General features: G+C 66.9%; 10 protein-coding genes, 1 pseudogene and 1 riboswitch. Of the genes and pseudogenes, 9 read left to right on the top strand and 2 right to left on the bottom strand.

Annotated elements, in window-relative coordinates:
• Nucleotides 1–65 precede the first annotated feature (65 nt).
• The 5 genes and pseudogenes from ABFB10_RS03055 (at nt 66) to ABFB10_RS03035 (ending at nt 5,220) form a co-directional block, all read left to right on the top strand.
• Nucleotides 66–632 carry a tetratricopeptide repeat protein gene (locus ABFB10_RS03055; protein ID WP_347165341.1) on the top strand — a complete coding sequence of 189 codons (567 nt, stop codon included), beginning with the start codon at nt 66–68 and terminating at the stop codon, nt 630–632.
• Nucleotides 633–679: 47 nt separating this feature from the next.
• Complete coding sequence (locus ABFB10_RS03050; protein ID WP_347165339.1) at nt 680–3,676, top strand: helicase-related protein; 2,997 nt, start codon at nt 680–682, stop codon at nt 3,674–3,676.
• Nucleotides 3,673–4,059, top strand: coding sequence for an RNA-binding S4 domain-containing protein (locus tag ABFB10_RS03045; protein WP_347165338.1), 387 nt, complete (start codon nt 3,673–3,675; stop codon nt 4,057–4,059). Before ABFB10_RS03050 ends, ABFB10_RS03045 begins: the two co-directional genes overlap by 4 nt.
• A gap of 46 nt (nt 4,060–4,105) precedes the next feature.
• Nucleotides 4,106–4,444, top strand: coding sequence for a ferredoxin FdxA (gene fdxA, locus ABFB10_RS03040; RefSeq protein WP_347165336.1), 339 nt, complete (start codon nt 4,106–4,108; stop codon nt 4,442–4,444).
• Between the two features lie 268 nt (nt 4,445–4,712).
• A pseudogene (locus ABFB10_RS03035) lies at nt 4,713–5,220 on the top strand (CarD family transcriptional regulator).
• A gap of 396 nt (nt 5,221–5,616) precedes the next feature.
• Here ABFB10_RS03035 and ABFB10_RS03030 read toward each other — a convergent pair.
• Both ABFB10_RS03030 and ABFB10_RS03025 read right to left on the bottom strand, forming a co-directional pair.
• Nucleotides 5,617–7,500: a monovalent cation:proton antiporter-2 (CPA2) family protein gene (locus tag ABFB10_RS03030; RefSeq protein ID WP_347165335.1), complete on the bottom strand. Its 1,884-nt coding sequence runs from the start codon at nt 7,498–7,500 to the stop codon at nt 5,617–5,619.
• 273 nt (nt 7,501–7,773) lie between these two features.
• Complete coding sequence (locus ABFB10_RS03025; protein WP_347165334.1) at nt 7,774–8,697, bottom strand: alpha/beta hydrolase; 924 nt, start codon at nt 8,695–8,697, stop codon at nt 7,774–7,776.
• A gap of 120 nt (nt 8,698–8,817) precedes the next feature.
• Nucleotides 8,818–8,896: riboswitch (SAM riboswitch) on the top strand.
• A gap of 47 nt (nt 8,897–8,943) precedes the next feature.
• On the opposite strand from ABFB10_RS03025, the gene metZ reads away from it, so the two are divergent.
• The 4 genes from metZ (at nt 8,944) to ABFB10_RS03005 (ending at nt 13,356) form a co-directional block, all read left to right on the top strand.
• Complete coding sequence (gene metZ / locus ABFB10_RS03020; protein WP_347165333.1) at nt 8,944–10,119, top strand: O-succinylhomoserine sulfhydrylase; 1,176 nt, start codon at nt 8,944–8,946, stop codon at nt 10,117–10,119.
• 122 nt (nt 10,120–10,241) lie between these two features.
• Nucleotides 10,242–11,342, top strand: coding sequence for a GTP cyclohydrolase FolE2 (gene folE2, locus ABFB10_RS03015; protein ID WP_347165332.1), 1,101 nt, complete (start codon nt 10,242–10,244; stop codon nt 11,340–11,342).
• Between the two features lie 124 nt (nt 11,343–11,466).
• Nucleotides 11,467–11,694, top strand: a complete 228-nt coding sequence (locus ABFB10_RS03010) for a hypothetical protein (RefSeq protein ID WP_347165331.1) — start codon at nt 11,467–11,469, stop codon at nt 11,692–11,694.
• Nucleotides 11,695–11,907: 213 nt separating this feature from the next.
• Complete coding sequence (locus tag ABFB10_RS03005; protein WP_023851505.1) at nt 11,908–13,356, top strand: TrkH family potassium uptake protein; 1,449 nt, start codon at nt 11,908–11,910, stop codon at nt 13,354–13,356.
• Nucleotides 13,357–13,464: the final 108 nt, after the last annotated feature.

Genomic DNA, 13,464 nt, shown 5'->3' with positions numbered 1-13,464 from the left:
AAAACGTGCTCTGGCAATGCCGCCTGCATCGGCTACATTACGAACAGGTTATGAGGACGGGTCCCATGGATTTCAAATCTACCGCCACGGCATTTCTGGCCGTAGTCATGTTTTCCCTACCCTACGCCGCGTCAGCGCAGGCGCCGTCGGCGGAGGACCGCGCAGGGCGGCTGTTGTCCCGGCTGGCCGAGGCAGAGGACGACAGCGCGGCGCGCCGTCTGGAATCGCAGATCATGGCCGAATGGTCCAAGAGCGGCTCTCCGGCGATGGACCTGCTGCTGAAACGCGGCCGCGACGCGCTGGACGTCGACAATATCGAGGGCGCGCTGGAACACTTCACCGCGCTGACCGACCACGCGCCGGGTTTCGCCGAGGGCTGGCACGGGCTGGCGCTGGCCTTTTATCAGGCCGAGATGTTCGGCCCGGCGATGGATGCGCTGGAACATGTGCTGGTGCTGAACCCGCATCACTTCGCGGCGCTGAAGGGCGTCGGCGCGATCAACGAGCAGGTGGGGCGGCATGCCCTTGCCTATGACGCCTATCAGCGCGTACTGGAACTACGTACGCACGACGAGGATACCCTCAACGCGATGAAGCGGCTGGAAGGCGAAGTCATGGGCGTGACGCTTTAGCGTCGGCGTCCCGGAATACCCCGGCAGCGGGGCAGGATAGGCGGGCAATGCCCCAGCATTCTCGGATCGCGGCCGTTCTTGGCCCGACCAATACAGGCAAGACCCACTACGCGATCGAGCGGATGCTGGGCTATCGGACCGGCGTCATCGGGCTGCCCCTGCGGTTGCTCGCCCGCGAGGTCTATGACCGCATCGTCGCGGCGCGCGGGCCCTCGGTGGTGGCGCTGGTCACCGGCGAGGAACGCATCGTGCCGCCGCGCACCCAATACTGGGTCTGCACCGTCGAGGCGATGCCAGAGGGCATGGGTGCCGATTTCGTCGCCATCGACGAGATCCAGCTTTGTGCCGATCCCGAGCGCGGCCATGTCTTCACCGACCGCCTGCTGCGCATGCGCGGCACGCATGAGACGCTGTTCCTTGGTTCCGACACCATGCGCGGGCCGATCGCCGGGCTGGTGCCGGGGGTGGAGTTCGTGCGGCGCGAACGCATGTCGCAGCTGGTCTACGCGGGGTCGAAGAAGATCAGCCGCCTGCCCGCGCGCACGGCCATCGTCGGCTTTTCCATCGACAACGTCTATGCCATCGCGGAACTGCTGAAACGCCAGAAGGGCGGCGCGGCGGTGGTCATGGGGGCGCTCAGCCCCCGGACGCGCAACGCGCAGGTGGAGTTGTACCAGAACGGCGAGGTGGATTACCTCGTGGCGACCGATGCCATCGGCATGGGGCTGAACCTCGATATCGACCACGTCGCCTTTTCCTCGCTGACCAAGTTCGACGGGCGGCGGATGCGGCCCCTGCAACCCAACGAGCTGGCGCAGATCGCGGGCCGGGCGGGGCGGGGCATGAGCCACGGCACCTTCGGCGTCACCGGCGAGGCCGGACCGATTCCCGACGAGTGGGTCGAGGCCATCACCAGCCATTCCTTCACGCCGCTGAAGAAGCTGAACTGGCGCAATGCCGACCTGCGCTTCGGCTCCATTGCCGCGCTCGAGACGTCGCTGGACGCTTCGCCGGCGGATGACCGCCTGTCCAAGGCGCGCGAGGCCGACGACCTGCGGGCGCTCCGGGCGCTGTCCGGCGAAACAGAGGTCATGGCGCGGGCCTCTGACCCGGCCTCGGTCAAGCTCTTGTGGGACGTCTGCCGCATCCCGGACTTCCGCGGCATCTCGAACGCGGAACATGCGTCGCTGCTTGGCGTTATTTTCGGACATCTGCATCAGGTGGGGCATGTCCCCGACGATTTCCTTGCACGGCAGGTGAAGCGGATCGACCGGACCGACGGCGATATTGACACATTGTCGAAACGGCTGGCGTATATCCGCACATGGACCTATGTGGCGCAACGGCGCGGTTGGGTTCAGGATGAAGACCATTGGCGCGACGCCACGCGCGCTGTAGAAGACAGCCTGTCGGATGCGCTTCACGCGGCTCTGACGCAAAGATTTGTAGACCGGCGGACCAGCGTTCTGCTTCGCCGGTTGAAACAGAAGGAGGCCCTCTTGGCCGAGGTAAACGATCAGGGTGAAGTCACCGTCGAAGGGCAATTTGTCGGTCGGCTCGAGGGATTCCGGTTCCGTCAGGACAAGGACGCGACCGGGCAGGAGGCCAAGACCTTGCGTCAGGCCTCGGTGCAGGCTTTGACGCCGCATTTCCACCTGCGCGCGGACCGCTTCTACAACGCGCCCGATACCGAGATCGACTATACCGAACAGGGCGGGTTGATGTGGGGCGATCAGGCGGTCGGCAAGCTGGCCAAGGGCGACGACCCGCTGAAGCCGCGCGTCGTGGCCTTTGTCGACGACGAGGCCGGGCCGGATGTGGCGCAGAAGGTCGAGCGCCGGTTGCAGCACTTCATGGATCGCAAGATCGCCGCGCTGTTCGAGCCGCTGGTCAAGATGCGCGACGACGAGGCGCTGACCGGCCTGGCGCGGGGCTTTGCCTTCCGTCTGGTCGAGGCCATGGGCGTGATCCCGCGGGCCGAGGTCGCCGATGACGTCAAGGCGCTGGACCAGGACGCGCGCGGCGCGCTGCGCAAGCACGGCGTGCGGTTTGGCCAGTACACGATCTTCATGCCGCTCCTGCTGAAGCCCGCACCGACCCGGCTGCGGCTGGTGCTGTGGTCGCTGGCCAACGGGCTGGACATCTTCCCCGAGGCGCCGCCTCCGGGCCTCGTCACCGTGCCCAACGTGCAGGACGTGCCGGACCAGCATTACACGCTGGCGGGATACCGCAAGGCCGGGCAGCGCTCGATCCGCATCGACATGCTGGAGCGTCTGGCCGACATGCTGCGGGCCGAGGATTCGCGCGCGGGCTTCGAGGCCAAGGCCGACATGCTGTCGATCACCGGCATGACGCTGGAACAGTTCGCCGACCTGATGGGCGGCCTGGGCTATCGCGCCGAGCAGGGTGAGCGCACCAAGGTGAAACCCGCCGATGCGGTGGTTCAGCCCGAGACCGGCGAACAGGTCGCGGGCGCGGCCACGCAGCTGCCCGAGGACACGCCGGTGATGGACGTCGCCGCCGAGACCGCGCCCGCGCTGGAACCCGGTGCCGAAGAGACGCCCACACCCGCCGACGTGGCCGAACCCGTGGCCGCCACGGAAGACGAGGGCGAGGCGCCGGTCTCTGCCGAGCCTGCCGAGGTGACGGACGCGGCCTCGAACGAGGCGGTGGTGGCGGAGACGCCGGAAGAAGAGATCCTGCCCGGCACCGCGCCGGACGAGGCGCTTGCGGGCGCCGAGACCGAGGTCTTCTATACCTTCACCTGGGGTGGCAACCGCGGCAACAACCGTGGCGGTCAGCGCCGGGGCGCAGGCGGCGGCAAGCCGCGCCGGGATGCCGCTGGCGGCGACCGTCCGCGCGGCGACCGCTCCGGCGGTGGCGGCAAGGGCAAGGGTCCGAAGGGCAAGGGCGGCAAGGGGCCGAAAGGCGACCGGGATCGCGGACCGAAGAACTTCGAGTCGCGCCCGCCCCGCAAGGAAAAGCAGATCGACCCGGACAACCCCTTCGCGGCAGCGCTGATGGGGCTGAAGGACCGCTCTTGAGCGAGCCCGCGACGCGCCTGCGACTGGACAAGTGGCTGTGGCAGGCGCGTTTCTTCAAGACCAGATCGCTGGCGGCCAAGGTGGCGGTCGGCGGTTCCTGCCGGGTCAACGGCAACCCGGTTTCGAAACCGGCCCATGCGGTTGTGCCCGGCGACGTGCTGACCTTCCCGCAGGCCCGTGACATTCGCGTGATCCGCGTCCTTGCACTGGGCGAGCGGCGCGGCCCGGCACCCGAGGCGCAGGCGCTCTACGAAGATCTGTCCCCGCCAGAGCCGAAAACCGCGATGGATGTTCCGCCTGTGCGCCGTCTGGAAGGCAATTCTCGCCCCACCAAGCGGGACCGCAGGAAACTCGATCTTGATCGCCGGGGGGAGGTTGAATGATCCGCCGGGCTGGATTAGCAACACCCCGAGAACCGAGGGTTGCGCCATGACATACGTCGTCACCGAAAACTGCATCGCCTGCAAATACACCGATTGCGTGGAGGTCTGCCCCGTCGATTGCTTCTACGAGGGCGAGAACACGCTGGTGATTCACCCCGACGAATGCATCGACTGCGGCGTCTGCGAACCAGAGTGCCCCGCCGACGCGATCCGCCCGGACACCGAGCCGGACATGGAGAAGTGGGTCGAGTTCAACCGCAAGTACTCGGAACTCTGGCCCGTCATCATCTCCAAGAAGGATCCGATGCCCGGCGCAGAGGAACGCGACGGGGAAGAAGGCAAGATGGAGAAGTATTTCTCCGAGGCGCCGGGCGAGGGCGGCTGATTCGCGTCAGGGTTGCCCCCGCTGGGGGTGATAATTCGCGCAGGCCGTTGAAAAAGCGATGTAATCTACTCTTCCGGCGAGGTGCTGGGAAGAGGCGCTTTTTTGTGTTATATTTCTCTTCTACATGATGACATCACGCGCGCCCGCCCCGGCCCGTAGGCCAGTGGGGGCATAGTTCAGGGGACAAACCACACAGATGACCGGGAATCGCTGCGATCCCCGATCGTCTTTTTTGTCGCCTGATCGTGCGCGAGCTGCGAGGACCCAAATGACCAAAGCGAAGAAACCCGAATTCCGTCCGAATGATTTTGTTGTGTACCCGGCCCACGGTGTCGGCCAGATCGTGTCGATCGAAGAGCAGGAAGTGGCCGGGCTGAGCCTGGAGCTTTTCGTGATCTCCTTCGAGAAGGACAAGATGACCCTGCGCGTTCCGACGCACAAGGCAACGGAAATCGGTATGCGCTCGCTCAGCTCTCCGGATGTGGTGAGCGAGGCGATGAAGACGCTGAAGGGCAAGGCCAAGGTGAAGCGGGCGATGTGGTCGCGCCGCGCGCAGGAGTACGAGCAGAAGATCAACTCGGGCGACCTGATCGCCATCGCCGAGGTCGTGCGCGACCTGCATCGCGCCGACGACCAGCGCGAGCAGTCCTATTCCGAGCGTCAGCTTTACGAGGCCGCGCTCGAGCGTTTGACCCGCGAGATCGCCGCCGTATCCGGTGACGAGGCCGCCGCCGCCCGCCGAGGTCGACGAGGTGCTGGGCCTGCGCGCCGCCTGATCCGTCGCGGATTGACTTGAGACGCCCTCGCGGGAGATCGCGGGGGCGTTTTCGTTTTGGGGGCGGGGGAAAGAGCCTGTCGGGCGGCGCCGCATGGCTTGCGACCTGTCGGCCATGCTTCGGCAAAGGGGGGATCATGCCGGGCGGTCGGGCCTGTCGCCCGAGGGACCGTTCCGATCCACCACCAAGCGCGGAAGCAAGGCCGCAGGCCGCCGCGCCATCGCAGGGCCGTCCCGGGGCCCGGCGATTTGGCAAATGCAGGCGCGACCTGACGGAGGGCATACGGGCTTTGCCGGGATAAACTGCCATCCAGCAACGGTGGATCGCCGAACCACGGCCCTGCGATGGCGCGGCTCAAAGAGCGGTGTAAGGTGGGTACGACGGCACCTTACCGGTTCACGCGGCGTCCTGCTTGGCCCGTTCCTCCAATGCGGTGAAGAGCGCCGTTTCCGGGGACTTCTCCAGCTCCTTCGCCCGCGCGATATAGGCGTGGTTCTCGGAGGCGGGCAGCGAGGGATCCCACAGCTCTGCCAGTTCGCGCACGGTCGCGCGGTCGTGGTGGTAGAAGGTCTCCTCGGCGATGGCGGCCTCGAATTCGCTCATGCCGACGTTCTCCAGCACGTAGCGCCCGGCCCGCAGCGACGAGTCGAACATCTCGCGCACGATGTCATTGGCCCCGGCCTTGTAGAGCGCGTAGACATGCACCCGGTCGCGGGCGCGGGCGATGATGTGCAGGTCGGGCCGCACCCGCCGGGCGTAGGCCACCAGCTTCGTCGTCGCCTTGGGGTCGTCCAGCGCCGCAAGCAGGACGCTCGCCTTCTCGATCCCGGCGGCGTGCAGCAGCTCCGGGCGGGTCGGGTCGCCGAAGAAGCCCTTGTAGCCGAAGCGGCGCATCAGCTGGATGGTCTGCATGTCGTGGTCCAGCACCACCGTGCGATAGCCCGCGCCCTGCACCAGCCGGTTCACCACCTGCCCGAAGCGGCCGATCCCCGCGATGATCACCGGCCCGCTGTCGTCGATCACGTCGGGCTTGTGGTCGGTCCCTGAGGCGGCGGCGATCCGGCGGTTGATGGCGTCGAAGAGCAGGAACAAGAGCGGCGTGATCAGCATCGACAGCGCCACCACCAGCAGCAGCCGGTTGCCGAGGTTCTGGGTCAGGACGCTTTGCTGCAGCCCGAAGGAAATCAGCACGAAGCCGAACTCGCCGGCCTGCGCGAGGCCAAGGGTGAACAGCCATTGCCCGCGCTTGCGCAACCCGAAGATGCGCGCCAGCGTGTAAAGCACGGTGCCTTTCAGCAGGATCAGCCCCAGCGCCAGCCCGAGGATCAGGAAGGGCTCCTGCAGCAGGCGTTCGACGTCGATGCCCGCGCCGACGGTGATGAAGAAAAGCCCCAGCAGCAGGCCCTTGAAGGGGGCGATGTCGGATTCCAGCTCGTGCCGGAACTCCGAGTTGGCCAGCACCACGCCGGCAAGGAAGGTGCCGAGTGCGGGCGAGAGGCCCACCATCAGCATCAGCGAGCCGATGCCCACGACGATCAGCAGGGCGACGGCGGTGAACATCTCGGGCAGGCGCGCGGCATGGATGAAGCGGAACAGCGGGCGCGCGCCGTAGATCCCCGCGAGGATGATCGCCGCGACCATGCCCAGCGTCACCAGCGCCGCGCCCCAGCCCGGCAGATCGGCCACCAGAGACAACGATTCATGGCCCGCGTCGGAGTGTTCCACCGAGGGGCGCCGGATCGAGCCGTCGGGCGAGAGCATGACCGTCGGCCCCGTCGCCAGCAGCGGCAGGGCGATCAGCATCGGGATCACCGCGATATCCTGCGTCAGCAGCACCGAAAAGGTCGCGCGACCGCCGTTGGTTTCCATCAGGCCCTTCTCGGTCAGGGTCTGCAGCACGATGGCGGTCGAGGACAGGGCGAGGATCATGCCCACCGCCAGCGCCGTCTGCCAGACCAGCCCGAAGACCATCGCGGCAATCATGATGGCCAGCATGGTCATGACCACCTGCAGCCCGCCCATGCCGATCAGCCGGTGGCGCATGTCCCACAGCGCCCGCGGCTCCAGCTCCAGCCCGATGATGAAGAGCATCATGACCACGCCGAACTCGGCGAAATGCTGGATGTCCTCGGTATGGGCGACGAGGCCCAGCCCCGGCCCGATGATCAGGCCGGCCATGAGGTATCCCAGCACCGATCCCAGCCCCAGCCGCGCGGCGATCGGCACCGCGATCACCGCGGCTCCGAGGAAGATCGAGGCCTGAAGCAGGAAGGATTCCACGTGTTGTCCCCTTGGGTTGGCGAGTCACCCCATGATGCGCGGGGCAGGGCGGGAAACGCAACATGACGGGCGCGGATTCGCGGGCGGCTTGCCGGGATCGCGGCGTCTTTCAGCGGATCCGGCGGCGGTGGGCGGGCAGGGGCGTGTTGCGGTCCTTGACAGGGGGGCTTAGGGGGCGCGGCGCGAAGGGGGCTCTGCCCCCGGCCTTCGGCCTCCCCGAGGTATTTGGCGGACCAAAGAAGCAGGTGGGGGCAGGTGTTCGGGGTGGTCCGTTCAGGCCGAGAGGGGGCCGGAGGCGGTGCGCCCGGGCAGGCGCGGCATCAGGCGCGACCAGCGCGGCGCCGTTTCGGCGGGCAGAAGCGCGCGCAGGCGGGACAGGGCCATGTCCCCGGCAAAGACCGCGCGGTAGAGCGGGAACACGCCCGGGCGCAGGTAGGGCGACCAGTGGCAGACGAGGCGTTCCGGCGGTCGGACGGGAAAGCCCGCCCGGCGCAGGGTGCGCAGGCTGGCGGGGTCGTCCAGTTGCAGGGTCACGAGGTTGGGCAGGTCCGGCGCGCCCTGTCCCAGCATGTGGTCGGGGCCGGGGCTGTCCGGGGCGATCAGCCTTTCGCTGAGGAAGTCGAAGAGGTCGTTCTCGCGGCTGGTGACGTTGAGGACCTGTGTCTGCCGGGCGGCGGGGGTTTCGAGCGCGCGGCGCGCGGTGCCGGCGTATTCGGCGGCGGCCAGCAGGATCGCCCGGTTGACGGTGCCGGGGGCCGCGCCGGCGATGGCGCGCAGCGCGACGCGGGCGCCCAGCGAATGCGCGATCAGGTTGACCGGGTGCGCGGGGGCGAGGCGGCGGAGATCGGCCAGCAGCTCGGCCAGCGCCTCTCCGGCAGCGGCGGCGTTCTGGTGGGCCTGCCAGATCGAGCCGCGCGCCTGCCAGCCGAAGGAGATCCCCAGCCCCTCGCCGGGCTGGCCGCGCAGGCCCAGGTGGCGGGGCCAGCTGACGACGCGCGGCTGCCCCGGCGCCGGGCGGGGCGCGAAGATCGAGCCATGCGGGCAGTGCAGTGCGTGACCGGGCTGGTACCTGTAGCCGTGGATCATTACCGTGACCGGGCCGGGGTCGCGCAACAGGGCGTGGCGCAGCACCGGCAGGAGCGGCGCCCGGGTCTCATGCAGCGCCGCGCCCTGTTCGGTTACCGTGAGCCGTAGCATTGGCATCGTGCCCGTCCACTATATCTGGTGCAGTCCCCTTGGCGACGAGACTGGCCCGGCTCTGTGAAACCTCGGTTACAGGCGCGTGACGGTCTTGAAACGCGGGCTTAACCGCTCTATGGCAGGGGGCGTGGCGCTTTGTTTACCGGATTGCGGGCCACGTTAAACATTCCGCTAAAGAGGTCAGACGAAAGGCCCCTTTCGCTTGACCGCGATGGGGCTTTTTTGTTGCGAAGGATCTAGGACATGGCACGAGGCAAGCAGACCGAACTGGTGCACGGCGGCACCAAGCGCAGCCAGTGGGGAGAGGTCAGCGAGGCGATCTTCCTGACGCAGGGATTCGTCTATGACAGCGCCGAGGCGGCGGAGGCCCGGTTCAAGAAGACCGGTCCCGACGAATTCATCTACGCCCGCTACGGCAACCCGACCGTGGCCATGTTCGAGGAGCGCATGGCGCTGCTGGAAGGCGCCGAGGACGGATTCGCCTGCGCCTCGGGCATGGCGGCGGTCAATGGCGCACTCTGTTCCATGCTGAAGGCGGGCGATCACGTGGTGTCGGCCCGGGCGCTCTTTGGCTCCTGCCTTTACATCCTCGAAGAGGTGCTGACCCGCTACGGGGTCGAGGTCACCTTTGTCGACGGCGGGGATCTGGCCGCATGGGAGGCGGCGATCCGCCCCGAGACCAAGGCGGTGTTCTTCGAATCCATGTCCAACCCGACCCTGCGGCTGGTGGATATCGCGGCCGTGGCCGGGCTGGCCCATGCGCAGGGCGCGCTGGTCGTCGTGGATAACGTCTTTTCGACCCCGGTCTATTCGAAGGCCATCGAGCAGGGGGCGGATCTGGTGGTCTATTCGACCACCAAGCATGTGGACGGGCAGGGGCGCTGCCTTGGCGGCATCATCCTGGGGTCCCGCGAACACATCCGTGGCGTGGTCGAACCCTACATGAAGCACACCGGCGGCTCGATGAGCCCGTTCAACGCCTGGGTCATGCTGAAGGGCCTTGAAACCCTGGGCCTGCGGGTGCGTGCCCAGACAGAGACCGCAGTGAAGATCGCCGAGGCCCTGCAGGGTCACCCGAAGCTGGCGCAGATGATCTACCCGGGCCACCCCGACCACCCCGACCACGCGCTGGCGCAGGCGCAGCTGGGGGCGGGCGGCACGATGATCGCGCTGGACCTCAAGGGCGGGAAAGAGGCGGCCTTCCGCTTCCTGAACGCGCTTGAGGTGGTCATCATCTCGAACAACCTTGGCGATGCGAAATCGATCGTGACCCATCCCGGAACCACCACGCACAGCCGCCTGACCCCGGAGCAGCGAGAGCAGCTGGGGATCTCCGAGGGGCTGGTGCGGCTGTCGGTGGGCATCGAGGATCCGGCGGACCTGATCGCGGATCTCATGGGGGCGCTCGAGGCGGTCTGAGGCATAATCCTTGGACTTTGATCCGATCAGGCGTATTTCACGTATGTCTTACCAAGAGTGGAACCTGCGCAGGGCAGGCCATAGGTTAGAACGTGACTGACGACGGACGGGGGCCATCGGCCATGACCATACATACACCGAAGATCGACGGCGAACCGACCCGCGCAGAGGCGGAGGCGGCCCTGGCTGTCCTGCGCCGCTGGGCCACCCAGGCGGAAGGGCAGGAGATCGACGCGCTGGATTCGGCGCTGACGCAGCTGACCGCCGGCTTCGATCCGGCGGGCTACCCGGCGCTGGCGCGCGAATACCCCGAGGAATTCGCCGTCGACCCGGTCTACAAGGCCTCGCTGCCGGATCTTCAGAACGGGCCGTCCTCGCTGATCAGGGGCGCCCAGCGGGCGATTCAGCACGTCGGCATCTCGAACTTCCGCCTGCCGATCCAGTACCATTCGCGCGACAGCGGCGATCTTGCGCTGGAAACCAGCGTCACCGGCACCGTCAGCCTCGAGGCGGACAAGAAGGGCATCAACATGAGCCGCATCATGCGGTCCTTCTACGTGCATGCGGACAAGACCTTCAGCTTCGAGGTGATCGAGGCGGCGCTGGACGACTACAAGGCCGACCTTGGCAGTTTCGACGCACGGATCAACATGGCCTTCCGCTTTCCGGTGAAGGTGGAAAGCCTGCGGTCGGGGCTGAAGGGCTACCAGTATTACGACATCGCGCTGGAACTGTTCGAAGTGGAGGGCGTGCGGCGCAAGGTCATGCACCTCGATTACGTCTATTCCTCGACCTGCCCCTGCTCCCTGGAGCTGTCCGAACATGCGCGGCGCGAGCGTGGTCAGCTTGCGACGCCGCATTCGCAGCGCTCCGTGGCGCGCCTGTCAGTAGAGCTGAACCCCGGCAAGTGCCTGTGGTTCGAAGACCTGATCGACATGTGCCGCCGCGCCGTGCCGACGGAAACGCAGGTCATGGTCAAGCGCGAGGACGAGCAGGCCTTTGCCGAGCTGAACGCCGCCAACCCGATCTTCGTCGAGGACGCGGCGCGGCTGTTCGCCGAGCAGCTGCAAGAGGACGACCGGATCGGCGATTACCGCATCATTGCCAGCCATCAGGAAAGCCTGCACAGCCATGACGCGGTATCGGTCCTGACCGAAGGCACGCTGTTTGCCTCCGAGAGCCTTGACCCGAAGCTGTTCCAGACGCTGTTTCACGTCGGCTGATGCCTGAAATGCAGGCAGCGGCGCCGGAGGCCATCCGGCGCCGCCGTCTTTCATGGAGCGCGCACCGGATTCGTGGCAGCATGGCGGCGGGAGGAAACCGACCCCCTGCGAAGAGGTTTCCACGATGCCGCGCGACAATGTCCAGATCGGGATGGGACATGCCTCCATCCATCAGAAGATCGACCGCTATTTCCTTGAAATCGGCCTTGGCCTGAACCCCTACGCCCTGCGGCGCGGGCGCCTGCGCGAGATCATCGTGCTGGAATCCGCCACGGATGCGCAGCTGGCCGAGCTGGGCCTGCGGCGCGAGGAGATCCTCAGCTTCGTGTTCCGCGACATTCTCGCCGTGTGACCGTTGCGGTTGCGGCTTTCCCATGCCGCGCTTGCGCGGTAGGGTCGCGGCGATCAGGAACGGGGGCGCAGCGATGCGGACGTTGACGGGACATTGCCTTTGCAGGGCCTGCCGGTTCGAACGGGTGGGCGCACACGCTCAGGCCTGCCACGCCGACGCGGCGCGGAGCCGGGCGCCGGCCCTGCGGGCCTGAGCCGGACCGGACGCCCGCCGATGTTCGATATCCGCCCCGTCGCCTATGTGATCGGCCTGCTGGTCGCGATCCTCGGCGCGATGATGTTTCTGCCGTTGCTCGTCGACCTTGCCGAAGGGCGGGGCGAATGGCACGTCTTTCTGGAAACCGGCGTCCTGACGATGTTCTGCGGCGGCATGATCGCGCTGGCCTGCGCCAATGGCGTGAAAGAGCACCTGACGCTGCAACAGACCTTTCTGCTGACCACCGGCGTCTGGGTCGCGCTGCCCTTCTTCGGCGCGCTGCCCTTCGTGCTGGGCGCCACCGAGGCCAGTTTCACCGACGCCTATTTCGAGGCCATGTCGGGCATGACCACCACCGGGTCGACGGTCTTCACCCAGCTGGAAACCCTGCCCAAGGGGCTGCTTCTGTGGCGCGGGCTGCTGCAATGGTCCGGCGGCATCGGGGTGATCGTCATGGCCATGGTCTTCCTGCCGGAACTGAGGGTCGGGGGCATGCAGATCTTCCGCTCCGAGGCCTTCGACACCATGGGCAAGATCCTGCCCCGCGCGACGCAGATCGCCTCTTCGATCTCGACCATCTATGTCTCGCTGACACTGGCCTGCACCGCCTGCTACCTGATCGTGGGCATGAATGCCTTTGACGCCACGGTGCATGCGATGACCACGGTCTCGACCGGCGGCTTCGCCAATTACGACGCCTCTTTCGGGACCTTCTCGGGGCCGGCGGAATACATCGCCTCGGTCTTCATGATCCTCGCGGCGCTGCCCTTCGTGCGCTACGTGCAGATGGTCGGCGGCAACCGCTTCGCGGTGTTCCAGGACATCCAGGCGCGCGGATTCCTCTGGGTGATCGGCGTTCTGACGGTCTGCACGGCGGTGGCGCTGTTGTGGATCTTCCCGCACCACCCGGAGCAGGCGGTGCGCGAGGCGCTGTTCAACATCACCTCGATCATCTCGGGGACCGGTTATGCCTCTGTCGACTACATGCAGTGGGGGCCGGTGCTGGTCACGATGTTCTTCTACATCGGCCTGATCGGAGGCTGCGCGGGCTCGACCGCCTGCTCGGTGAAGATCTTCCGCTACCAGTTGCTGTTCGCGGCGGTGCGGGTGCAGCTGAAGCGCATCGTCTCGCCGCACGGGGTCTTCGTGACGCGCTACGACGGGAGGCCGGTGGCGCAGGACGTGCTGCGGTCGGTCATGACCTTCTTCGTGTTCTTCGTGGTCTCGCTGGGGGTCTTCGCGGTGGCGCTGTCGCTGACCGGGCTGGACTTCATCACCTCGGTGTCCGGGGCGGCGACGGCTTTGGCGAACGTGGGGCCGGGGCTGGGCGACATGATCGGCCCGGCGGGCAATTTCGCGGGGCTGGGCGATACGGCAAAGTGGATCCTGTGCTTCGCCATGCTGGCCGGGCGGCTTGAGCTGATGGCGGTCTATGTCCTCTTCACCCTGCGGTTCTGGCAGGACTGAGGAGGGGCGATTGGTAGCCTTGGCGCCTTAGGGCGGTCCGCCGCGAGGCGTCGTAGGGCGGGCTTCAGCCCGCCAACAGGGAGAACGGCCCGCTGTATCCGCGGTGAC

It is taken from the genome of Ponticoccus litoralis (assembly GCF_039769985.1).
GTDB classification, from domain to species: Bacteria; Pseudomonadota; Alphaproteobacteria; order Rhodobacterales; family Rhodobacteraceae; genus Ponticoccus; species Ponticoccus litoralis.
Note: the sequence above shows the minus strand (reverse complement) of the source record. Positions and strands in the feature narration are given on the sequence as shown.

Coding starts and splice junctions, on each gene's coding strand:
- ABFB10_RS03025 (WP_347165334.1), bottom strand. CDS start 8,697: ATGCTACGGCTCACGGTAACCGAACAGGGCGCGGCGCTGCATGAGACC.
- ABFB10_RS03050 (WP_347165339.1), top strand. CDS start 680: ATGCCCCAGCATTCTCGGATCGCGGCCGTTCTTGGCCCGACCAATACA.
- metZ (WP_347165333.1), top strand. CDS start 8,944: ATGGCACGAGGCAAGCAGACCGAACTGGTGCACGGCGGCACCAAGCGC.
- ABFB10_RS03010 (WP_347165331.1), top strand. CDS start 11,467: ATGCCGCGCGACAATGTCCAGATCGGGATGGGACATGCCTCCATCCAT.
- folE2 (WP_347165332.1), top strand. CDS start 10,242: ATGACCATACATACACCGAAGATCGACGGCGAACCGACCCGCGCAGAG.
- fdxA (WP_347165336.1), top strand. CDS start 4,106: ATGACATACGTCGTCACCGAAAACTGCATCGCCTGCAAATACACCGAT.
- ABFB10_RS03055 (WP_347165341.1), top strand. CDS start 66: ATGGATTTCAAATCTACCGCCACGGCATTTCTGGCCGTAGTCATGTTT.
- ABFB10_RS03005 (WP_023851505.1), top strand. CDS start 11,908: ATGTTCGATATCCGCCCCGTCGCCTATGTGATCGGCCTGCTGGTCGCG.